This window comes from Paracoccaceae bacterium Fryx2 (assembly GCA_032334235.1).
Taxonomy (GTDB): domain Bacteria; phylum Pseudomonadota; class Alphaproteobacteria; order Rhodobacterales; family Rhodobacteraceae; genus JAVSGI01.
The window spans coordinates 2,695,188-2,715,959 of the sequence record JAVSGI010000005.1 but is presented as its reverse complement, the minus strand read 5'-3'; the positions used below and the strand labels follow the sequence as shown (position 1 = coordinate 2,715,959).

The window sequence follows — 20,772 nt, the reverse complement described above, 5'->3', positions numbered from 1 at the left end:
GCGGCGGGGTCAGTTGTCCCTCGCGATAACGAAGCGCGCCGCGTCAATCAAGGTGCCGGCCCCTGCGCCATAGGGCAGCAGGGCGGCTTCGGCCTCGGCGACCAGATCACGGGCGCGGGCGCGCGCACCCTCCAGCCCCAGCAACGAAACGAAGGTGGCCTTGCCCGCATCGGCATCCTTGCCGACCCGCTTGCCGGTCTTGCCCGCGTCCCCGGTCGCGTCCAGCAGGTCGTCGGCGATCTGGAACGCCAGCCCCAACGCCTGCGCATAGCGGCGAAGCGGTTCGGGGTCGGCCTGCGCGATCAGCGCCCCCGCCTGCGCAGACCAACCGATCAGCGCGCCGGTCTTGCCCGCCTGCAACGCGGTAATCTCGGCCAGCGTCAGCGGCGCCGTTGCGGTCTCGGCAGCAATGTCCAGCGCCTGCCCCAGAACCATGCCCTCGGCGCCCGAGGCTTTCGCAAGCGATGCGACCAGCGACACCCGCACCTCGGCCGAGCCGATGTCGTGGTCGCACAGCAGTTCGAAGGCCAGCGTCTGCAGCGCGTCTCCCGCCAGCACCGCCGTCGCCTCGTCCCATTTCACATGCACGGTCGGCAGGCCGCGCCGCAGGTCGTCGTCGTCCATGCAGGGCAGGTCGTCATGCACCAGCGAATAGGCGTGCAGCGCCTCGACCGCCGCCGCAGCACTGATCGCCCGCCCCGAGTCCAGCTTGTGCAGCCGCGCCGATTCCAGCACCAGAAAGCCGCGCAGCCCCTTGCCGCCCTGCAACGCATAGCGCATCGCCGCAATCACCGGCTCGGTGCCGAACCGCGCCAGCGTCTCGTTCAACCGTTCGTGAACCCGCGCCGAATCCGCCTTCAAGACCGCCTGAAAACTCACAGCCCCTCCGCCGGTGCGGTGCCGATGGCCTGCCCTTCGCGGGCACGGATCATTTCGACCTTGTCTTCGGCCACCTTGAGCATGGCCGCGCAATGCGCCTTCAGCGCCGCCCCGCGTTCATAAAGCGCGATAGACTGGTCCAGCGGCACCTCGCCGCGTTCCAGTTGCGATACCACCAGTTCCAGCGCCGCCATCGCCTCTTCAAAGCTCATTCCGGCAACCGGCTTTTCACTGCTCATGCGCCCCGCTCCTTCAACACGCCGACATGCGCCGCCACACTCGCGGCCAGCGCAGCTAGATCATATCCGCCTTCAAGTGTCGAGACCACCCGCCCGCCACAATGCGCCGCAGCCACGTCGCACAGCCGCCCCGTCAGCCAGCCGAAATCGGCCGCAGCCCACATCAGCCCCGCCAGCGGGTCGTCGGCATGGGCATCGAACCCCGCCGAGATCAAGATAAGTTCCGGCGCGAATGCGTCCAGCCGCGGGAACACCTCCGCCTCGTAAATCGCCCGCATTTCCGCACCCCCGCTGCCGCCCCGCAGCGGCAGGTTGACCACCTGCCCGTGCGCACCGCGTTCCGACGGATACCCGGTGCCGGGATACAAGGGCATCTGGTGGCTGGAGAAGAACAGCACCCGCGCCTCGTCCCACAGCAGATCCTGCGTTCCGTTGCCGTGATGCACGTCGAAATCGACGACGGCCACCCGCTCCAGGCCATGCACGTCCAGCGCCCGCTTGGCAGCAATCGCCACGTTGCCGAACAGGCAGAACCCCATCGCGGTTTCGCGTTCAGCGTGGTGCCCCGGCGGGCGGCAGACGACGAAGGCATTTGCCGCCCCGCCGCCCAGCACCAGATCGACCGCCGCACACGCGCCGCCCACCCCGCGCAGCGCCGCCTCCAGCGACCCCGGCGCCATGTAGGTGTCGCCATCCAGTTGCGCCCAGCCCTCCTGCGGCAAGGCGGTGCGGACGTTGTTCAGGTAGCGCGCCGGGTGGCAGCGCAGCACGTCGGCCTCGGCCCCAACCGGCGCCTCCAGCCGCAGCAGGTCCAGCCCCGCCAGCCCCTCTGCCACCGCCGCCAGCCGGGCCACCCGTTCGGGGTGGCCCGGCGGCGTCACATGGCCGTCAAAGCCGACGTGGCTGAAAAGCGCGGTGGTCACCCCTGCGCTTCCTGACAGGCAATCGCGTCGGTCAACGCGGCGGCAGAGCCGGTCAGGTCGATCGACATCACCTCTGCCCCGTCATGCGACAAGACCATGGTCTGCCGCGCCGCGATGTCGAACAGGAACTCCTCGTTGTCGAAGTAGATGTCCGCCCCCGGCACGCCTTCCAGATAGATGCCCTTCGCCTCGGCCTCGTATTCCTCGGAATCGAGCGTGAACGACACGGGGTAGGTCTTGCCCTCCTCGATCGCGCCCCACGCCTCGTTGAAGGCGGTCACGTAGCCCATGCCTTCCGTCAGATCGAACCCGATCCGCACCACCGACCCGTCGGTGAATTCAGACTGGATCAGGCAGCCGTTGCCCAGCGACGGGTCGATCAGCACATCCCAGCCGGCGGTGGTATCCCAGGCCACCAGCCCCTGTGCAAGCACGGGCGTGGCAAGGGCGGACAGCAGCAGGGCGGCGCCAAGTCTGTGGGCAATCAACGGGTTTCGGGAAAGCATGTGGTCCTCCATTCGGTCACGCCGCCACGCTAGCCCGCCGCCCGCCCGACCGCAACGCCCGCGCTGTTCAGTCGGGCGCCAGCATGTAGCCCGACCCCCGCACCGTCTGCAGATAGCGCGGCTGGCGCGGGTCGGCCTCGATCTTGCGGCGCAACCGGGTGATCTGCACATCCACCGCCCGCTCCTGCGCCCGGTCCGGGCCCAGCCCCTCGTCGCGCCCCAGATCACCCACCAGCCGCTCGCGGCTGACCGGCTCGCCGGGCTGCGCGGCAAAGATCCGCATCAGTTGCGCCTCGGTCGCGGTCAGCCGCACCGGTTCCGCCCCGCGCCACAGCTCGCCCCGGTCCAGATCATAGCGCACCGCCCCAAGATGCAGCACCTTCGGCCCGGCATCGGCGCGCACCTGCGGCACCCGGCGCAGAATCGCGTTGATCCGCAGCAGCAGTTCCTTCGGCTCGAACGGCTTCACCAGATAGTCGTCCGCCCCGGCCTCGAAGCCTTCGATCCGGTTGCTGGCCTCGCCCCGCGCGGTCAGCAGCAGGATCGGCGTGGTGATCCGCGCCCTCAGCGCCTGGGTCAGCGAGATGCCGTCCTCGCCCGGCATCATCACGTCCAGCACGATCAGGTCGAACTCCAGCCCGGACAGCAGCCGCCGTGCCTGCGCCGCATCTCGCGCGATCGTCACCAGAAAGCCGTTGCGCATCAGGAACTTCTGCAACAGCCCCCGGATGCGTTCGTCATCATCCACCACCAGAAGGTGCGCCTGCGGCTCGGTCATGCCCCGCTCTCCTTCAGCGTCTGGTATTGGCGGCGCAGATCGGGGTCCATCATCGCCTCCAGCACCTGGCGAAAGCCCTGCACCGCCGCGGGCCCCGCCGCACGATAGGCCGCCCTCATCCGCGCCCGCTGTGCATCCGACAGCGCCCGTTCCAGCGCAGCGCCCTTTTCCGTCAGCAGCAGATGCCGCTCGCGCTTGTCTTGCCGCCCGACCCGGCTTTCCACCAGCCCGTCCTCGATCAGCGTCCGCAGCACCCGGTTCAGGCTCTGCTTGGTCACGCCCAGAATCGACAGCAGGTTGTTCACCGTGGTGCCCGGGCTGCGGTGGATGAAGTGGATCGCCCGGTGATGCGCCCGGCCGTAATCCATCCCGCCCAGAATCCGGTCCGGGTCGGCGGTAAAGCCGCGATAGGCAAAGAACATCGCCTCGATCCCCTTGCGCACCTGTTCGTCGGTCAGGAACAGCAGGCTTTCGCCCCCGCCCGGTCCGGCCCCGCCTTCTGCCATCGCCGCCTCCCTCGTTGCGCCGATTTTATGTCAGCCTTGTTGACTTTCCAAGACTCAACTGTTAGCCAAACCCCGATTTCGCGCAACTTTATGTCCACTTCGGACCAAACCTGCGCAACATTCGCAAAGTGACCCGACGGAGGACCGGAAAATGGCAGGCTACGACGACCGCGACGGCTTTATCTGGATGGATGGCAAACTGGTGGACTGGCGCGCCGCCAACGTCCACATCCTGACCCATGCGATGCACTACGCGTCAAGCGTCTTCGAGGGCGAGCGCTGCTACAACGGCAAGATCTTCAAGTCGGTCGAGCATTCCGAACGGCTGCGCAAATCGGCCGAACTGCTCGACATGGAGCTGCCCTGGTCGGTCGCCGAGATCGAGGCCGCCAAGGAGGCGACCCTCAAGGCCAACGGCCTGACCGATGCCTATGTGCGGCCCGTCGCCTGGCGCGGTTCGGGCGAGGACATGGGGGTAGCCGCCAAGCGCAACCCGATCCGCATGGCCATCGCGGTCTGGACCTGGGGCGCCTATTACGGCGACGCCAAGTTCAAGGGCGCCAAGCTCGACATCTCGAAATGGAAGCGCCCGTCGCCCGACACCATACCGCACGCCGCCAAGGCCGCCGGTCTCTACATGATCTGCACCATGTCGAAACACGCGGCCGAGGCGAAGGGCTGCTCCGATGCGATGATGTTCGACTATCGCGGCTTTGTTGCCGAGGCGACCGGCGCCAACATCTTCTTCGTCAAGGACGGCGAGGTTCACACCCCGGTTCCCGACGCGATCCTGAACGGCATCACCCGCCAGACCGTCATCGGCATGTTGCGCGCCAAGGGCATCACCGTGATCGAACGCCGCATCGAGGCCGCCGATCTGGAAGGCTACGAACAATGCTTCCTCACCGGCACCGCCGCCGAGGTCACCCCGGTCGGCGAGATCGGCCCCTACAACTTCGAGGTGGGGGCCCTGACGCACGAGATCGCGACCGACTACGAAAAGCTGGTGCGGTCCTGAAACGAAACCGGGCGGGCCTGATCGGCCTGCCCGAGCTCCGTCATCCATCTGATTTTTCGTAGAAAAATCGTGCCCTCAGGCTTCACGTCCCCGCGCGATGCGCAGATACTCCACCACTCGCCGGTTGCCCGCAGGCATCGCCTCGGCCCGGTGCCAAAGCCCGCGCGCGCCGCGCGCGATCCGCAGGAAATGCACCAGACGCCCGTTTTTCGACGGCGTGCGATGGTCGGCAATATGCTTGGTCATCTCTGATCCTCCAGCGTGAGTCGGACGGTCAATATAGCACCGATCCGCCGGAACCCAAGGATTTGCCGCCTCACCGGCGGTCTGCCGCCGCCCAGCCGTCGCTGCCCGGCCCGAACCGGCGCGGCAGTTCCGCCTTTGCGGCAGTCTGCGGGGCCGCGACGGTCAGACCTTGCGCCATGTCGGCCAGCGCATCTTGCGCCGACCAAACCAGCCCCGACAGCCTTTTCTGCACCCGTGCAACTTCCGGCAGACCCAGATCCCCCATAGGCGCGAACAGCAGAGCCGCCGCTACCAGATGCACCGCGCCAATGGTGTTCAACTGCGTCCGAAAGGGCTGTTTCCGCGTCTTGTGGCGAAACCGGTGTTGCGCCCATTTCGCCCCGACCCAGCCGCCCGCCAGCGCCATCCCCAGCAGGGTCGCCTCAGGTATCCGCCACTCCCCCGCCACCGCCCGCCGCTTGTCCAGCCAGAAGGCCAGCGCACATAGCAGGTTCGCCACCACCAGAAACCCCGCCAGCGCCCCGATCAGCAGCCACGGCTGCCCCGCCACCGTCTCACCATCCACGATCCAACCTTTCTCGCAAAGACGACGCGATCATACCCGGATTTCCGGCAGAATTCAGGCCAGCCGCCGCAGGGCCCAGCGCGCCGCATCCGCCACCGCCGCGTCGCCGTCCTCCACCAGCGCGGCCGCCGCCCCGCGCAATCCGGCATCCCCCGAGTTGCCTATGGCATAAAGCACGTTGCGCACGAAGCGGTCGCGCCCGATCCGCTTGATCGGGCTGCCCGAAAACCGCGCCCGGAACGCGGCATCGTCCAGCGCCGCAAGCTCCGCCAGCAGCGGCGCCCCGACGCGCGGCTGATAGCCGATCTCGCGCGCAGCGACCGCGAACTTGTTCCACGGGCACACCGCCAGGCAATCGTCGCAGCCATAGATCCGGTTGCCCATCAGGCCACGCAGATCCTCGTCCACCGGCCCGCGGTGCTCGATCGTCAGATAGGAAATGCAGCGCCGCGCATCCAGCTGCCAGGGCGCCGGAAACGCCGCGGTCGGGCAGATGTCGAGGCAGGCGGTGCAACTGCCGCAATGCGAAACCTCCGGCGCATCGGGCGGCAGCGCGGCCGTGGTGAAGATCGCACCCAGAAAGAACCAGCTTCCCAGCTCCCGGCTCAAAAGGTTCGTATGCTTGCCCTGCCAGCCCAACCCTGCGGCCTGCGCCAGCGGCTTTTCCATCACCGGCGCGGTGTCGACGAACACCTTGATCCCGGCCCCCGACGCGTCCACCAGCCACCGCCCCAGCCGCTTCAGCCGCCGCTTGACCAGATCGTGATAATCCCTCCCCTGGGCATAGACGCTCACCGCCGCCCGGTCCCGCGCCTGCAACACCGCCAGCGGGTCGCCCTCCGGCGTATAGACCTCGGCCAGCATCACGACCGAGCGCGCCTCGGGCCACAGCGCCGCGGCCGACCCGCGCCAGGCCTCGCGCTCGGCCATCCAGCCCATCTGCCCTTCCCGCCCCGCCGCCAGAAACGCCCGCAACCGCCCCGCAGCTTCCGGCACCGCATCCGGCGCACAGACCCCGACGCCGGAAAACCCTTCCTCCAGCGCCCGGGTGATCAGCCGAGCCTTCAGGTCAGTCGCCTGCACCCTCCACCTTTCTTCTGTTCTCAAATATCCGCGGGGGGCCCGGGGGGCAGACAGCCCCCCGGCGCCGGCCGCTAGAAATCCAGGTCGGCATAATGGGCCGGCGGCGGGAACCCCGGCACCTGGTCGGCCAGCAGCGGCCGGAATGAGGGGCGCGACTTGATCTTGGCATACCAGTCCTTCACCACCGCGTGCCGGTTCCAGTCGACATCGGAAATGTAGTCGAGGCACGACAGATGCGCCGCCGCAGTAAAATCGGCCAGCGACATCACGTCGCCTGCCAGCCAACGCCGCTGGTCCAAGAGCCAGGCCAGATAATCCAGATGGAACTTGATCCGGTTCGCCCCGAACTTGACGTTCTTGCTGTCGGGGTAGCCCTGCCCCATGATCTTCTTGTTGATCCTCTCGTACAGCAGCTTCGAGGTCACCTCGCACTGGAACTTGTCGTCGAACCAGGCGCAGAGCCTGCGCACCTCGAACCGCCCGTCAGGGTCGCGCGGCATCAGGCGTGGCTCGGGCACCGTTTCTTCCAGATACTCGCAGATCGCCTGGCTTTCGCTCATCACCTTGGTGTCCATGCGCAGCACCGGCACCTTGCCCGCCGGGTTGCGCCGCAGGAAATCGGGGCTCGGCTCCCAGAAACGCTCCTCGATCAGCTCGACCTCGATCCGCTTTTCGGCCAGCGTCAGGCGCACCTTGCGGCAGAAGGGCGACAGCGGGAAATGATACAGTCGGTTCATCGGCACACTCGGGTCAGGCAGGGGTTCCCTGTCATAGCCGCGCCGGGGGCGAGAACTCAATGGCTGAATGGCCGCGATCAGTCCTCGAAGCAGCCGGCGCGGCCGTCGGCGCGGATGGTCTTGGCCCCTTCCAGCGCCGCCGCCGCCCGGCTGCGCACAAAGGCGCTGGGTTTTCCCGCGTTGCGGCCCTTGGGGTCGGGCAGCACCGCGGCCAGCCGCGCCGCCTGCACCGGGGTCAGATCGGCGGCACGCACCCCGAAATGGTGCTGCGCCGCCGCCTCGACACCGAACACGCCCTCGCCGAATTCAGCCACGTTCAGATAGACCTCCAGGATCCGGCGCTTGGACCACAGCGTTTCCATGGCCGGGGTGATCAGCGCCTCGGCCGCCTTGCGCAGCCACGACCGCCCGTGCCAGAGGAACACGTTCTTCACCACCTGCTGGCTGATGGTCGAGGCGCCACGGCTGCCGCCCGCCTCTACCGCCGCGCGGATCGCGGCCATGTCGAAGCCCCAGTGCAGGCAGAAGTTCGCATCCTCCGCCGCCACGGCCGACCGCGCCATCACCGGCGCGATCTCGTCCATGTCCACCCAGTCCCGCTCCACCCCGCCCAGCCGGGCGCTTTCCTGCAGCATGTAGATCGTGGTCGGCGGGTTCACCATCCAGAACAAGATCACCAGAAAGGCAAAGAGCCCGGTCACCGCCGCTGCCCCGCGCAGGGCCCATGCCAACAGGCGCCGCGACAGCGGGCGTGGCGGCGCGGCCTCGGCCACCGCCTTGGCCGCCGCCCTTGTCGCCGGTTTCTTGCGGGTTTCTTTCACCATGACGCCGCCACCATAGCCACGAAGCCGCCCGCAGGGTCAAGCCGCCATGGCCTCACCCCACGAAAGCGGCCCGTCCATGATCCAGCGCACGATTCCGTCACGCAAAACGGCTAAAATGCCGCCAAGGCCGACTCACCGGCCGAACACGGGAGAACCGACATGGACAATCCTTCCAACAACGACGCCCCGAAGGACAAGCCGCACCGCACCTTCGTCGAAGAGATCGAGGTTACCGGCGGCCAGCTGCTGGACAAGGTCAAGGACCTGATCCGCACCGGCAATGTCCGCAGGCTTCGCATCCGCGCGGGCGAAGACTTCACGCTGGAAATGCCTGTCACGGTCGGCGCCATCGCCGGCGGGGTGGTGGTGCTCGCCGCGCCCTGGCTGGCGATCATCGGCGTGATTGCCGCGATGATGACCAAGGTCAAGATCGAGGTCGAACGCGAGACGGACCATCCCGACGCCCGCCCGCCCGAAACCAGGGCCGACACCCCGCCCGACGCCTGACCCCGAGACGCGACACGGCCCCCGCCTGCGCGGGGGCCCTTCCCGTCATTCCGCCGGAACCGACTGGCGCTCGTCGCTCAGCGGATGCGGCAGGTGCACCAGCATTTCCTTCGGGCAGGCCTGCAGGAAGTTGCCGCGCTCTGCCGACCAGTTCTGCAGGATGGCCGCGCCCTTCTGGCTGCCGGTTTCGCGGACATGGGTCTCGATCAGGCCGCGCAGCTGCGCTTCCCAATGCGGATGGCCGATGCCGCAGGTGACCAGCGATTCGAGGTTCATGAAATCCTCGGCCACGCCCTGGGGGTCATAAAGGTAGGCCATGCCCCCGGTCATCCCCGCGCCGAAGTTCGCGCCGATCCGGCCCAGAATCACCGCCACCCCGCCGGTCATGTACTCGCAGCCGTTGGTTCCGCAGCCTTCGACCACCACGGATGCACCCGAGTTGCGCACGGCAAAGCGTTCTCCCGCCCGCCCCGCCGCGAACAGGAAACCATCGGTCGCGCCATAAAGCACGGTGTTGCCGATGATGGTGTTTTCCGAGGCGACCAGCGGCGACGACATCTGCGGCCGCACCACGATGGTGCCGCCCGACAGGCCCTTGCCGACATAGTCATTGGCATCCCCCATCACCTCAAGCTTCAGCCCCCGCGCGGCAAAGGCGCCCAGAGACTGGCCGCACGACCCCGACAGCTTCACCGTCAGATGGTCCGGCTGCAGCGCGTTCTTCATCCCGAACCGCCGCACGATATGGCTCGATGCCCTCGTGCCGATGGTGCGGTGCGTGTTGCGCACGGCGTAGGACAGCTGCATCTTCTCGCCGTCCTCGAAGAACCGCGCCCCGTCCTTGACGATTTCGGCATCCAGCGTGTCGGGGACCGCGTTGCGCGGCTTGCTGCGGTCATAGGTGATGCGGTGCGCCCCATCGACGCTGATCAGAAGCGGGTTCAGGTCAAGGTCATCCAGCCGCGCCGAGCCGCGCGACACCTGGCTCAGAAGGTCGGCCCGCCCGATGATCTCGTCCATCGACCGCGCGCCGATGGATGCCAGGATCTCGCGCACCTCCTGGGCATAGAAGGTGATCAGGTTCACCACCTTGTCGGCGGTGCCGGTGAACTTCTTGCGCAGATCCTCGTTCTGGGTGCAGACTCCGACCGGGCAGGTGTTGCTCTGGCATTGCCGCACCATGATGCAGCCCATCGCGATCAGTGCTGCGGTGCCGATGCCGTATTCCTCGGCCCCCATCATCGCCGCCATCACGATGTCGCGCCCGGTGCGCAGCCCGCCGTCGGTGCGCAGCGTCACCCGCTCGCGCAGGTTGTTCATCGCCAGCACTTGATGCGCCTCGGTCAGCCCCATTTCCCACGGCAGGCCGGCATACTTGATGCTGGTGCCGGGCGATGCCCCGGTGCCGCCGTTGTGGCCGGAAATCAGGATGATGTCGGCCTTGGCCTTCGCCACCCCGGCCGCAATCGTGCCGACGCCCGATGCCGACACCAGCTTCACCGTCACCTTGGCGCGCGGGTTGATCTGCTTGAGGTCATAGATAAGCTGCGCCAGATCCTCGATCGAATAGATGTCGTGGTGCGGCGGCGGCGAGATCAGCGTCACCCCCGGCGTCGAATGCCGCAGCCGCGCGATCAGCGCCGTGACCTTCATGCCCGGCAACTGCCCGCCCTCGCCGGGTTTCGCGCCCTGGGCCACCTTGATTTCCAGCTCCTCGCAGGCGTTCAGATACTCGGCGGTGACGCCGAACCGGCCAGATGCCACCTGCTTGATCTTGGCCGACGGGTTGTCGCCATTGGCCTCGGGCAGGAAATGCGCCGGGTCTTCGCCGCCCTCGCCGCTGTCAGACTTGGCGCCGATCCGGTTCATCGCGATGTTCAGCGTCTTGTGCGCCTCGGGCCCCAGCGCGCCAAGGCTCATGCCCGGCGTCACGAACCGCTTGCGGATCGAGGTGATGGATTCCACCTCCTCGATCGGCACCGGCTTGCCCAGCGCCTTGATGTCCAGCAGGTCACGGATGTGGATCGGCGGGTTGGCCCGCATCGCGGCGGAATACTGCTTCCACAGGTCATAGCTTGCCCGGTCGCAAGCCGATTGCAGCATGTGCATGGTCTGCGCTTCCCAGGCGTGCTTTTCGCCGGTCCGCCGCGCCTTGTAGAACCCGCCGATCGGCAGCACGTCGCTGCCGCCCAGCCAGCCGCGGGCGTGAACCTCCTCCAGCTTGTGCTGGATCCCGCTGACGCCGATGCCCGAAATCCGGCTGTGCATCCCGGGGAAATACTCCGCCACCATGGCGCGGCTCAGCCCAACCGCCTCGAAGTTCAGCCCGCCGCGGTAGCTGGAGATCACCGAGATCCCCATCTTCGACATGATCTTCAAGAGCCCGGCGTCGATGGCATCGCGGTAACGGCGCATCGCATCCGCCAGCGTGCCCTCGATCAGGCCGCGCCCGATCCGGTCGGCAATCGAATCCTGCGCGAGGTAAGGATTGACCGTGGTCGCGCCACAGCCGATCAGCACCGCGAAATAATGCGGGTCGATGCATTCGGCCGAGCGCACGTTGACCGAACAGAAGGTCCGCAGCCCCTTGCGCGTCAGCCAGGAATGCACCGCGCTGGTGGCCAGGATCATTGGCATCGCCACCCGTTCGGGCGACTGCGCCTGATCGCTCAGCACCAGATGCCCGGCACCCGAGCGCACGGCATCCTCGGCCTCGGCGCGAATGCGTTCCAGCCCCAGCCGCAGCGCATCCTGCCCGCCATGCGCGGCAAAGGTGCAGTCGATCATCACCACATGGGCGCCGAACTGCTGCACCATCATGTCGAATTCGGCATTGGCGATGAACGGGCTTTCCAGCACCAGGATCTCGGTCTGGCTGGAGTTTTCGTCCAGCACGTTCTTGAGGTTGCCGAACCGGGTCTTGAGGCTCATCACCCGGCTTTCCCGAAGCGAGTCGATCGGCGGGTTGGTCACCTGGCTGAAGTTCTGCCGGAAGAAATGGCTCAGCGGCCGGTAGATCTGCGACAGCACGGCGGCGGGCGTGTCGTCGCCCATGCTGGCAATCATTTCCTTGCCGTCTTCGGCCATCGGCGCCAGCACCTGTTCCAGTTCCTCGACCGAATAGCCGGCCGCGATCTGGCGGTGGCGCAGGTCGGCCCCGGTGAACAGCGCATGTTCCGGCACGTCGCGCAGCAGCGCGTTCAGGTCGATGACCTTCTCGATCCAGTCACCGAACGGCTGCGCGGCGGCGAGTTTGTCCTTCAGCGGCGCGTCGTGGTAAAGCTTGCCCTCGGCCATGTCGACCGCGATCATCTGCCCCGGCCCCAGCGCGCCCTTTTCGCGCACCGTCGTCTCGTCGATCGGCACCATGCCCGCTTCCGACCCGGCGATCAGCAGCCCGTCGCCGGTCACCACATAGCGCATCGGCCGCAAGCCGTTGCGGTCAAGCCCGCCGCAGACCCAGCGTCCATCGGTCATCGCCAGCGCGGCCGGGCCGTCCCACGGCTCCATCACCGCGTTGCAATAGGCATACATGTCCGCCCAGGCCTTCGGCATGTCGGTGGTGGTCTTGGACCACGCCTCGGGGATCATCATCGTCTTGGTCATCGGCGCGGTGCGGCCCGACCGCACCATCACCTCGAACACCGCATCCAGCGCGCCGCTGTCCGACGTGCCCTGCGGGATGATCGGCTTGATGTCCTCTGCCGCCTCGCCGAAGTTGTTCGACGCCATGCGGATCTCGTGGCTTTTCATCCAGTTGACGTTGCCCTTCAGCGTGTTGATCTCGCCGTTGTGGGCCAGCATCCGGAACGGCTGCGCCAGCCACCACTGCGGGAAGGTGTTGGTCGAATACCGCTGGTGGTAGATCGCGAAAGCCGATTCGAACCGCTCGTCCATCAGGTCGGGGTAGAAGGTCGCCACCTGTTCGGCCAGCATCATGCCCTTGTAGATGATGCTGCGGCACGACAGGCTGCACAGATACATTCCCTGGATCTGGCTGGCCAGCGCCGCCTTCTCGATCCGGCGGCGGATGATGTAAAGCTCGCGCTCGAACTGTTCGTCGTCGATCGGCTTTTCGCAGCGGATCAGGATCTGCTCGATCTCGGGCCGCGTGGCATTGGCCTTTTCGCCCAGCACGGTCGTATCCACCGGCACATGCCGCCAGCCGTAGATGTAATGCCCCATCCGAAGCACTTCGGTTTCCACGATGGTGCGGCAGCGTTCCTGCGCGCCGAAATCGGTGCGCGGCAGGAACACCTGACCCACGGCGATCAGCTTGTTCATGTCGGGTTCATGCCCGGTGCGGCGCACCTGGTCATAGAAGAACCGCACCGGAATCTGCACATGGATGCCCGCGCCGTCGCCGGTCTTGCCGTCGGCATCCACCGCACCCCTGTGCCACACCGCCTTCAGCGCGTTGATGCCGTTTTCAACCACGCGCCGCGACGGCTTGCCCGAAATCGCCACCACGAGCCCCACGCCGCAGGACGCGTGTTCGTCATCGGCCTTGTAAAGCCCGTTGGCATCCAGCCAGGCGCGCCTGGCTTCTTCGGCCTTTGCCCATGCTTCATCATACTTGGTCATGACGGCCTCCTGTGGCGCTTTGCAGTTCCATCGGCACGCGCCGGCGGGCGCGGGTCGTTTCATTTCCGGCGTCGGGCCGGGCCGGGGCGCGCGGATCGGTCCGCATCGCCCTAGCCCCCCGTCCGGCTTTGCGGCAGGGCAGACAGCACTGCGTCGCAATCGAAGATCGGCTGGGTCGACTGGAACCCGGGTTCGCCCGGAAAGACGAACTGCACCGGGCTGCCGTCCAGCGGTAGGTAATTGCCGTCACCCGCCGAATCCCATTCCGAGGGGCCGGCGAAGAACAGCCGCCATTCGGGGTGGATGTATTCGCGCCCGCGCGACCGGCGCTGCACGTTGCCGTCGCTGTCGGTTTCGGTGAACTCGAATTCGGTCTGCTGCAGGCTGATACCGTCAATCACCACGGTCCTGCCGGTCAGCCGGTCAAAGCCGGACACCCGGCTTGTTTCGCCATTGTCCTTGGTCAGCCCGAAGGAAAAACTGTCACTTCCGGTCATCAGCTCGGTGAAGGAGGCCGGATCTTCCGGGTCCGGGTCCAGCAGTTGCCGCACGGTGGGAAACATCTCGTAGCTTTCCACCCACTGCGCTTCGCGGTCGATCCGGCTGAGGAAGAACACCCCCTGCTGGTCGAAGTCTGCCCGCCACTGGTCGCCGGGCGCGTCGGCGCTGCACTTGTAGTGATTCGACACGCGGCAGCCCTTGGCCTGCACCGTCAGCCAGCCTTCGCAGCCGGGCGGCGGCGTGAAGGTCTGCGCCCCCGCCGGCAGGCCGAACACCAGCGCAACCGCCAGCACAGCGCCCGTCATTGTCCTCTGCCCTGCCATCGCCGTTACCCTCGCCTCTGGTTCCGATTTCGGGTCGGCACCGCTGCCCTGACGGGCGTTCGCCCTGTGCCGCCGCGTCTTGCTGCGGGGTGCATCCCGGTCATGCGTCGCGCCAATTCGCCGGGATCACTCTGCCGCCGCCACCGCAGGTTGCGCAAGATAGTCCAGGATCGCCTCGGCCGCCTCGCGCCCGTCGCGGATCGCCCAGACCACCAGGCTCGCCCCGCGCACGATGTCGCCTGCCGCATAGACGCCCGGCAGGCTGGTGGCATGGCTGCGGAAATCGGCCTTGACCGTGCCCCAGCGCGTCACCGCCAGATCGGGCGCGGCCCAAAGGGCGGGCAGCGGTTCCGGCTCGAAGCCCAGCGCCATGATCACCAGGTCGGCAGGCTCGACGTAGTCTGCCCCCTCGATGATCTCGGGCATCTGCCGCCCCGAGGCGTCGGGCGCGCCCAGACGCATCCGCTGCACCATCACGCCCTCGACCGCCTCGCCGCCAGTAAAGCCGCGCGGTGCGGTCAGCCAGACGAACTCGATGCCTTCCTCTTCGGCATTCTGCACCTCGCGCTGCGACCCGGGCATGTTGGCCCGGTCGCGGCGATAGAGGCACTTGACCGAAACCGCCCCCTCGCGGATCGCGGTGCGAACGCAGTCCATCGCGGTATCGCCACCGCCGATCACCACCACGCGCTTGCCGCTGGCGTTCAACTCGCCGCTGTCATAGGCCGCAACCTCGTCGCCAAAGCTCTTGCGGTTCGACGCGGTCAGGAAATCCAGCGCCGCCACCACGCCCTTCGCCCCCACGCCGGGTGCGGCCAGATCGCGCGCCTTGTAGACGCCGGTGGCAATCAGCACCGCATCATGTTGCCCGCGAATGGCGTCGAACGTCAGGTCAACCCCGACATTGCAGTTCAGCACGAACTGCACGCCGCCCTCCTGCAACTGTTCAACCCGTTGCATCACGACCGATTTTTCCAGCTTGAAGCCGGGGATGCCATAGGTCAGCAGGCCGCCCGCCCGGTCGTGCCGGTCATAGACCGTGACCTGCACGCCCCGGCGGCGCAGCACGTCGGCCGCGGCCAGCCCCCCCGGCCCGGCCCCGATGATGCCGACCGATTCCACCCGTTCCCGCGCCGGGCGGATCGGCTTCACCCAGCCCTGTTCCCAGGCGGTGTCGGTGATGTATTTCTCCACTGCGCCGATCGTCACCGTGCCGTGGCCGGACTGCTCGATCACGCAGTTGCCCTCGCACAGCCGGTCCTGCGGGCAGATGCGGCCACAGATCTCGGGGAAGGTGTTGGTGGCCTGGCTGATCTCGTAGGCTTCCTGCAGCCGCCCCTCGGCGGTCAGACGCAGCCAGTCGGGGATGTTGTTGTGCAGCGGGCAATGGCTCTGGCAGTAGGGCACGCCGCACTGGCTGCACCGCCCCGCCTGTTCCGCCGCCTTCTGGTCGGCATACTCGCGGTAGATCTCGTGGAAATCCTGCGCGCGCAGGCTGGGCGGACGCTTCTCCGGCATCTCCTTCTTGACGGTGACGAACTGGAGCATGCGTTGCTTGGCCATTGGGGCGCCTCCCTGGAGGTCAGATCTGGGTGCGCCTTGATACTGCGGGAGATTTGGGAATAAAAGTCAGCCCTACTGACCCATTTGGCGGTTTTTTCGGGCTTGGGTCAGTTTCCCTGCCCGATTTCCGTGAAAATAGGGCAGCAAATCTTACCTATTCGCTCAATGTCCCAGCAAAAGCGCCGTCAAAGCCACCGTCCCCACGATGATTCGCCACCAGCCGAACAGCGCATAGCCCTTGCGGCTGACATAGCCCAACACCCAGCGCACCACGAGGATGGCTGTCACCAGCGCAGCGGCAAAGCCCACGGCTATCTCGGACATCGCGCTGAGGTCCAGCACGTCGCGGTTCTTGTAAAGATCATAGGCAAAGGCCCCGGCCATGGTCGGCATACTGAGGAAGAACGAAAACTCCGCCGCCGCCCGCTTGCTGGCCCCCAGCATCAGCGCGCCGACAATCGTCGCACCCGAGCGCGACACGCCGGGCACCATCGCCAGGCACTGGAAGAACCCGATCTTCAGCGCCATCCCCAGGGGCAGCGCCATCGCGTCCTCATGCCGCGGCGCAGGGGCCAGACGGTCGACGAACAGCAGCACCACCCCGCCCGCAATCAGCATGACCGAAATCAGCATCGGGCTTTCGAACAGCACGGTCTTGATGAAGTCATGCGCCAGAACGCCGATCAACACAGCCGGCAGAAACGCCACCAGCACCGAGACGATGAAGCGCCGCGCCGCCGGGTCATGCGGCGCCGCCGCGAACACCGCCCAAAGCCGCGCCGCGTAAACCAGCAGGATCGCCAGCACAGCCCCAAGCTGGATCACCACCTCGAAGGTCTTGCCGGCACTTTCAAACCCCAGAAAATGCCCCGCGAGCAGAATGTGCCCGGTAGAGGAGACCGGAATGAACTCCGTCAGCCCCTCGATCACGCCAAGCAGCAGCGCGACCAGTGTCGTCGGTTCCGTCATGGCCGGCCCCTTCCTGTCAGCGCAGGTTCTTCGCCGAATCCTTGATCGACGAATACTGCCCCGAGGGGCGATAGGGCCACAGATACTCGGGCAACACCGCGCCCATCGCGGCGGGGGTGATGCCGAGGTCGGCAAAGGTCATGACACCGGAACCCACCACATTGTCGCGCGCCAGATTGCGCACCTGATCGCGCGTCAGCATCCCGTTGGTGATCAGACCGAAGGTCACGGCCTGCACCCCGTCCAGCACGAAAGCCATGATCCGCGCCACGAAGAACGGGATGTTCACCACCATCTTGCGGCGGCGGATCACCGTCAGCATCAGCCGCATCAGGTCGTGGAAGGTTTCGCGGTCCGGCCCGCCAAGCTCGTAGATGCCGGGGCGCGCCTGTCCAAGCGCGCCCATCACCGCCGCCTGCGCCACGTCATCGACGAACACCGGCTGGAACAGCGTCGCGCCGCCCACCACCGGCAGCACCGGAGAGTTGCGCGCCATCGCGCCGAAGCGGTTGAAGAACTGGTCCTCGGCCCCGAAGATCACCGAAGGCCGCAGGATCACGGCGCGCGGATAGGCCGCCAGCACCGCCGCCTCGCCCGCCGCCTTGCTGCGGGCATAGGCGCTTTTCGACTCCGCATCGGCCCCGATGGCGGAGATATGCACCAGGTTGGCCACGCCTTCCTCGGCCGCCAGCCGCGCGATCCGACCGGCCCCTTCGGCCTGCACTGCGGTGAAGCGGTTCTTGCCGACCTCGGCCAGAACGCCGACGCAGTTCACCACCGCATCCGCCCCCTTCATCACCGCGCGCACCGACGCCTCGTCGCGGATGTTGCACAGCACCGGCTCCACCTGGCCGACCACGCCGAAGGTCCGCACGAACAGCGCCTCGTTCGGGCGGCGCACGGCGACGCGGACGCGCCAGCCAAGTTGCGCCATCCGCCGTGCGACATAGCGCCCGACAAAGCCCGAACCGCCGTAGATCGTGACCAGCCTGTTCATCCGTTGCCCCCTTGGGAACCCTGAAAACCTGTACAGTTGCATACCGACTGGGGCCTTGCCGGACAAGGCGCAAAAGCCCGCACGAATTTTCATGACACCCGGTTGACACTCCCCGCCGCCCTCTTTAAATCCCCCTTCACGACACCGTGCCCAGGTGGCGGAATTGGTAGACGCGCACGGTTCAGGTCCGTGTGCCGCAAGGCGTGGAGGTTCGAGTCCTCTCCTGGGCACCATCGTTCCTTCGTGCCAATTCGAGGGAACAGCCGTTGACAATCCACTTCTATCGCAATGACTTGCCCGACGGGCTGAACCTTGGTCCGGTCGTCGCCATCGACACCGAAACCATGGGTCTTGACCCGCGCCGCGACCGGCTGTGCCTCGTGCAACTGTCGTCGGGCGACGGGAATGCCCATCTGGTGCAGATCGTGCGCGGCCAGACCGAGGCCCCCAACCTGACCCGGATGCTGACCGACCCTGCGACGCTGAAGCTCTTTCATTTCGGCCGGTTCGACATCGCGATGATGCAGCAGGCGCTGGGGGTCACCACCGCCCCGGTTTGGTGCACCAAGATCGCGGCGAAACTGGTTCGCACCTTCACCGACCGTCACGGGCTGAAATACCTGTTGCAGGAACTGGTCGGCGTCGATGTCTCCAAGCAGCAGCAGACCTCCGACTGGGGCGCCGAGACGCTGAGCGACGCGCAGAAGGAGTATGCCGCCTCGGACGTGCTGTATCTGCACCGCCTGAAGGCCGAACTGGAACAGCGGCTGATCCGCGAGGGGCGGCTTGGCCTCGCGCAACGTTGCTTCGACTTCCTGCCGACCCGGGCCGAGCTTGACCTTCTGGGCTGGGACGAGCCGAACGATGTCTTTCACCACTGACCCGGGTCGGCGGGGTGCCGCCGACCGGCGCGGCACACCGTCTGGCGTGGCGGGCAGCCGGGCATACCCTTGCGCCATGGCCGGGGCTGCCCCGCGCCCGACAGGGGCCGCCGCCATGCCCCAGCCGCGAAAGGCCCCCGATGGCAGGCCATGACAACCTGCATTCCCGGGTGGTGGCCTGGCTGAAGATCGTGCTGCCGCTGGCGGCGCTCGGCCTGCTTTCGACACTGTTTCTGGTCTCGCGCAGCATCAACCCCGAGGATGCGATCCCTTACGCCACCGTCGATGTCGCCGACCGGATCCGCGAGCCGCGCATCACCGCGCCCACCTATGCCGGCGTCACCGCCGACGGCGCCGCGTTGACCTTCTCTGCCGACGAGGCCCGCCCCGACACCGCCGACCAGGGCCGGGTGACCGCCGCGACCCTGCGCGCCACGCTGGCCACACCCGACGGCGCCAGCACCGAGGTCCGGGCGCACAGCGGGCTGATGGATACCGCCAACCGGCGCCTCACCCTTGGCGGCGGCGTTGAAATCACCACCTCCACGGGTTACCATGTCACCACCGACGGCCTGATTGCGGCACTCGACCGGACCCGGATGGACTCGGCTGGCGCGATTGCCGCCACAGGCCCGATCGGCAACCTTTCTGCCGGTCGCATGACCCTCTCCGAGGATGCCGCTGTCCCCGGAGCTTATCTTCTTGTTTTCACGGGCCGCGTGAAGCTGATATACGAGCCCGCGAATTGATTTGGTTTCAGAGGCAAGGCATGTCGCATCCCTTTCGCACCCTTTTGCTGACCTGCGCGCTTGGCCTGATGCCGCTGGGCGCTGCGGCGCAGGGGGCGGACGTGGCCTTCGGCGGGCTGAAGCAGGACACCTCGCTGCCGGTGGAGATCGAGGCCGATCAGCTTTCCATCAACCAGGCCGACGGCACGGCGGTATTCACCGGCAACGTGCTGGTCGGCCAGGGCACGATGCGCCTGTCGGCCGCGTCGGTCCGGGTGGAATACAGCCAGGGCGGCACCGGCATCGACCGGCTGCTGGCAAGCGGCGGCGTCACGCTGGCCAATGCCACCGAGGCCGCCGAATCGCGCGAGGCGGTCTACACCATCGCCAGCGGCGAGGTGGTGATGACCGGCGACGTGCTGCTGACGCAGGGCAGCAGCGCGCTGTCGGGGCAGAAGCTGGTGATCGACCTCAAGGTCGGCACCGGCACCATGGAGGGGCGGGTTCAGACGGTCTTTCAGCCGGGCGGCCAGAAATGACACCCCCGCCCGAACTGACGGTGACGCTGGGCGATGCCGGTCTCCGCATCCGGAACCTGCGCAAGAGCTACAAGCGCCGCATGGTGATCCGCGACGTGTCGATTCACCTGAACCGGGGCGAGGTCGTGGCGCTGCTTGGCCCGAACGGGTCGGGCAAGACCACCTGCTTCTATGCCATTGCGGGCCTTGTCACCCCCGAGGCCGGGCAGGTGCTGATCGACGGGCGCGACGTGACGCTGCTGCCGATGTATCGCCGCGCCCGGCTGGGCATCGGCTACCTGCCGCAGGAGGTCTCGATCTTCCGCGGCCTGTCGGTCGAGGACAATATCCTCGCCGTGCTGGAAATCGTGGAATCAGACCGCCACAAGCGCCGCGAACGGCTGGAAGAGCTGCTGTCGGAGTTTTCCATCATCCACCTGCGCCGCGCCCCGGCGCTGGCCTTGTCGGGGGGCGAACGCCGCCGCGTCGAAATCGCGCGGTGCCTGGCCGCCGACCCGAAATACCTGCTGCTCGACGAACCCTTCGCCGGGGTCGACCCGATCGCGGTGGGCGAGATCCGCCATCTGGTGCACGACCTGAAAAGCCGCGGCATCGGCGTGCTGATCACCGACCATAACGTGCGCGAAACCCTGGAAATCGTTGATCGCGCCTACATCCTGCACGACGGCAAGGTGCTGATGAGCGGCACCACCGACGAAGTCGTGCGCGACGAGACCGTGCGCCGCGTCTATCTCGGCCAGAATTTCCGCATCAACTGAACCGATCCGGCCCCGGGTTGCGCATGACAGTCACATGACGAAGCAGTTGACACTTCATGCGACCTGTCGCCAAATACCCGTGATGCGTGCGAACGTCGCCCCGATCCAGCTCCCCGAA

The 20,772-nt window shown here is 66.9% G+C and carries 22 protein-coding genes and 1 tRNA gene; 7 read left to right on the top strand and 16 right to left on the bottom strand.

All coding sequences use genetic code 11. The features are described 5' to 3' along the window. Positions 1-9 precede the first annotated feature (9 nt). The 6 genes from RNZ50_22270 to RNZ50_22245 all read right to left on the bottom strand — a co-directional run bounded on the left by RNZ50_22270 (position 10) and on the right by RNZ50_22245 (position 3,831). Positions 10-879 (bottom strand): polyprenyl synthetase family protein, encoded by an 870-nt coding sequence (locus tag RNZ50_22270; protein ID MDT8857720.1) that lies wholly within the window; start codon positions 877-879, stop codon positions 10-12. Then, positions 876-1,118 carry an exodeoxyribonuclease VII small subunit gene (locus tag RNZ50_22265; protein ID MDT8857719.1) on the bottom strand — a complete coding sequence of 81 codons (243 nt, stop codon included), beginning with the start codon at positions 1,116-1,118 and terminating at the stop codon, positions 876-878. Before RNZ50_22265 ends, RNZ50_22270 begins: the two co-directional genes overlap by 4 nt. After that, positions 1,115-2,041: a histone deacetylase family protein gene (locus RNZ50_22260; GenBank protein ID MDT8857718.1), complete on the bottom strand. Its 927-nt coding sequence runs from the start codon at positions 2,039-2,041 to the stop codon at positions 1,115-1,117. Before RNZ50_22260 ends, RNZ50_22265 begins: the two co-directional genes overlap by 4 nt. Further along, on the bottom strand, positions 2,038-2,547 hold the full coding sequence (locus RNZ50_22255) for a hypothetical protein (protein ID MDT8857717.1): 510 nt from the start codon (positions 2,545-2,547) through the stop codon (positions 2,038-2,040). Before RNZ50_22255 ends, RNZ50_22260 begins: the two co-directional genes overlap by 4 nt. Before the next feature lie 67 nt (positions 2,548-2,614). Further along, entirely contained in the window at positions 2,615-3,325 is a 711-nt protein-coding gene (locus RNZ50_22250) for a response regulator (GenBank protein MDT8857716.1), read from the bottom strand. After that, positions 3,322-3,831 carry a MarR family transcriptional regulator gene (locus RNZ50_22245; protein MDT8857715.1) on the bottom strand — a complete coding sequence of 170 codons (510 nt, stop codon included), beginning with the start codon at positions 3,829-3,831 and terminating at the stop codon, positions 3,322-3,324. The genes RNZ50_22250 and RNZ50_22245 overlap by 4 nt, the downstream gene beginning before the upstream one ends. 151 nt (positions 3,832-3,982) lie before the next feature. Between RNZ50_22245 and RNZ50_22240 the strand changes: the two genes are divergently transcribed. Then, positions 3,983-4,849, top strand: a complete 867-nt coding sequence (locus tag RNZ50_22240) for a branched-chain amino acid aminotransferase (GenBank protein ID MDT8857714.1) — start codon at positions 3,983-3,985, stop codon at positions 4,847-4,849. Positions 4,850-4,924: 75 nt separating this feature from the next. Here RNZ50_22240 and RNZ50_22235 read toward each other — a convergent pair whose 3' ends face one another. The 5 genes from RNZ50_22235 to mtgA form a co-directional block, all read right to left on the bottom strand. Next, positions 4,925-5,095 (bottom strand): hypothetical protein, encoded by a 171-nt coding sequence (locus RNZ50_22235; protein MDT8857713.1) that lies wholly within the window; start codon positions 5,093-5,095, stop codon positions 4,925-4,927. 70 nt (positions 5,096-5,165) lie between these two features. After that, positions 5,166-5,660, bottom strand: a complete 495-nt coding sequence (locus tag RNZ50_22230; GenBank protein MDT8857712.1) for a DUF1294 domain-containing protein — start codon at positions 5,658-5,660, stop codon at positions 5,166-5,168. 54 nt (positions 5,661-5,714) lie between these two features. After that, positions 5,715-6,743, bottom strand: coding sequence for a tRNA epoxyqueuosine(34) reductase QueG (gene queG, locus RNZ50_22225; protein MDT8857711.1), 1,029 nt, complete (start codon positions 6,741-6,743; stop codon positions 5,715-5,717). Between the two features lie 71 nt (positions 6,744-6,814). Beyond that, complete coding sequence (locus tag RNZ50_22220; protein MDT8857710.1) at positions 6,815-7,480, bottom strand: glutathione S-transferase family protein; 666 nt, start codon at positions 7,478-7,480, stop codon at positions 6,815-6,817. Positions 7,481-7,557: 77 nt separating this feature from the next. Then, on the bottom strand, positions 7,558-8,304 hold the full coding sequence (gene mtgA, locus RNZ50_22215; GenBank protein MDT8857709.1) for a monofunctional biosynthetic peptidoglycan transglycosylase: 747 nt from the start codon (positions 8,302-8,304) through the stop codon (positions 7,558-7,560). 159 nt (positions 8,305-8,463) lie between these two features. Between mtgA and RNZ50_22210 the strand changes: the two genes are divergently transcribed. Further along, entirely contained in the window at positions 8,464-8,811 is a 348-nt protein-coding gene (locus RNZ50_22210; protein MDT8857708.1) for a DUF4342 domain-containing protein, read from the top strand. A gap of 45 nt (positions 8,812-8,856) precedes the next feature. Here RNZ50_22210 and gltB read toward each other — a convergent pair whose 3' ends face one another. From gltB to RNZ50_22185, 5 genes are all read right to left on the bottom strand, one after another. After that, positions 8,857-13,395: a glutamate synthase large subunit gene (gene gltB / locus RNZ50_22205; protein ID MDT8857707.1), complete on the bottom strand. Its 4,539-nt coding sequence runs from the start codon at positions 13,393-13,395 to the stop codon at positions 8,857-8,859. Positions 13,396-13,505: 110 nt separating this feature from the next. After that, positions 13,506-14,201: a hypothetical protein gene (locus tag RNZ50_22200; GenBank protein MDT8857706.1), complete on the bottom strand. Its 696-nt coding sequence runs from the start codon at positions 14,199-14,201 to the stop codon at positions 13,506-13,508. A 144-nt stretch (positions 14,202-14,345) separates the two neighbouring features. After that, positions 14,346-15,782, bottom strand: a complete 1,437-nt coding sequence (locus tag RNZ50_22195; protein MDT8857705.1) for an NAD(P)-dependent oxidoreductase — start codon at positions 15,780-15,782, stop codon at positions 14,346-14,348. Between the two features lie 162 nt (positions 15,783-15,944). Then, complete coding sequence (locus RNZ50_22190; protein ID MDT8857704.1) at positions 15,945-16,751, bottom strand: undecaprenyl-diphosphate phosphatase; 807 nt, start codon at positions 16,749-16,751, stop codon at positions 15,945-15,947. A gap of 16 nt (positions 16,752-16,767) precedes the next feature. Next, positions 16,768-17,748: a complex I NDUFA9 subunit family protein gene (locus RNZ50_22185; GenBank protein MDT8857703.1), complete on the bottom strand. Its 981-nt coding sequence runs from the start codon at positions 17,746-17,748 to the stop codon at positions 16,768-16,770. Between the two features lie 148 nt (positions 17,749-17,896). Here RNZ50_22185 and RNZ50_22180 point away from each other — a divergent pair. The 5 genes from RNZ50_22180 (at position 17,897) to lptB (ending at position 20,654) form a co-directional block, all read left to right on the top strand. After that, positions 17,897-17,981, top strand: a tRNA-Leu gene (locus RNZ50_22180). 33 nt (positions 17,982-18,014) lie between these two features. Then, positions 18,015-18,629: a ribonuclease D gene (locus RNZ50_22175; protein ID MDT8857702.1), complete on the top strand. Its 615-nt coding sequence runs from the start codon at positions 18,015-18,017 to the stop codon at positions 18,627-18,629. Between the two features lie 140 nt (positions 18,630-18,769). Further along, complete coding sequence (locus RNZ50_22170) at positions 18,770-19,378, top strand: hypothetical protein (protein MDT8857701.1); 609 nt, start codon at positions 18,770-18,772, stop codon at positions 19,376-19,378. A 20-nt stretch (positions 19,379-19,398) separates the two neighbouring features. Beyond that, positions 19,399-19,896 carry a lipopolysaccharide transport periplasmic protein LptA gene (lptA, locus tag RNZ50_22165; protein MDT8857700.1) on the top strand — a complete coding sequence of 166 codons (498 nt, stop codon included), beginning with the start codon at positions 19,399-19,401 and terminating at the stop codon, positions 19,894-19,896. Then, positions 19,893-20,654 carry an LPS export ABC transporter ATP-binding protein gene (gene lptB / locus RNZ50_22160; GenBank protein ID MDT8857699.1) on the top strand — a complete coding sequence of 254 codons (762 nt, stop codon included), beginning with the start codon at positions 19,893-19,895 and terminating at the stop codon, positions 20,652-20,654. The genes lptA and lptB overlap by 4 nt, the downstream gene beginning before the upstream one ends. Positions 20,655-20,772: the final 118 nt, after the last annotated feature.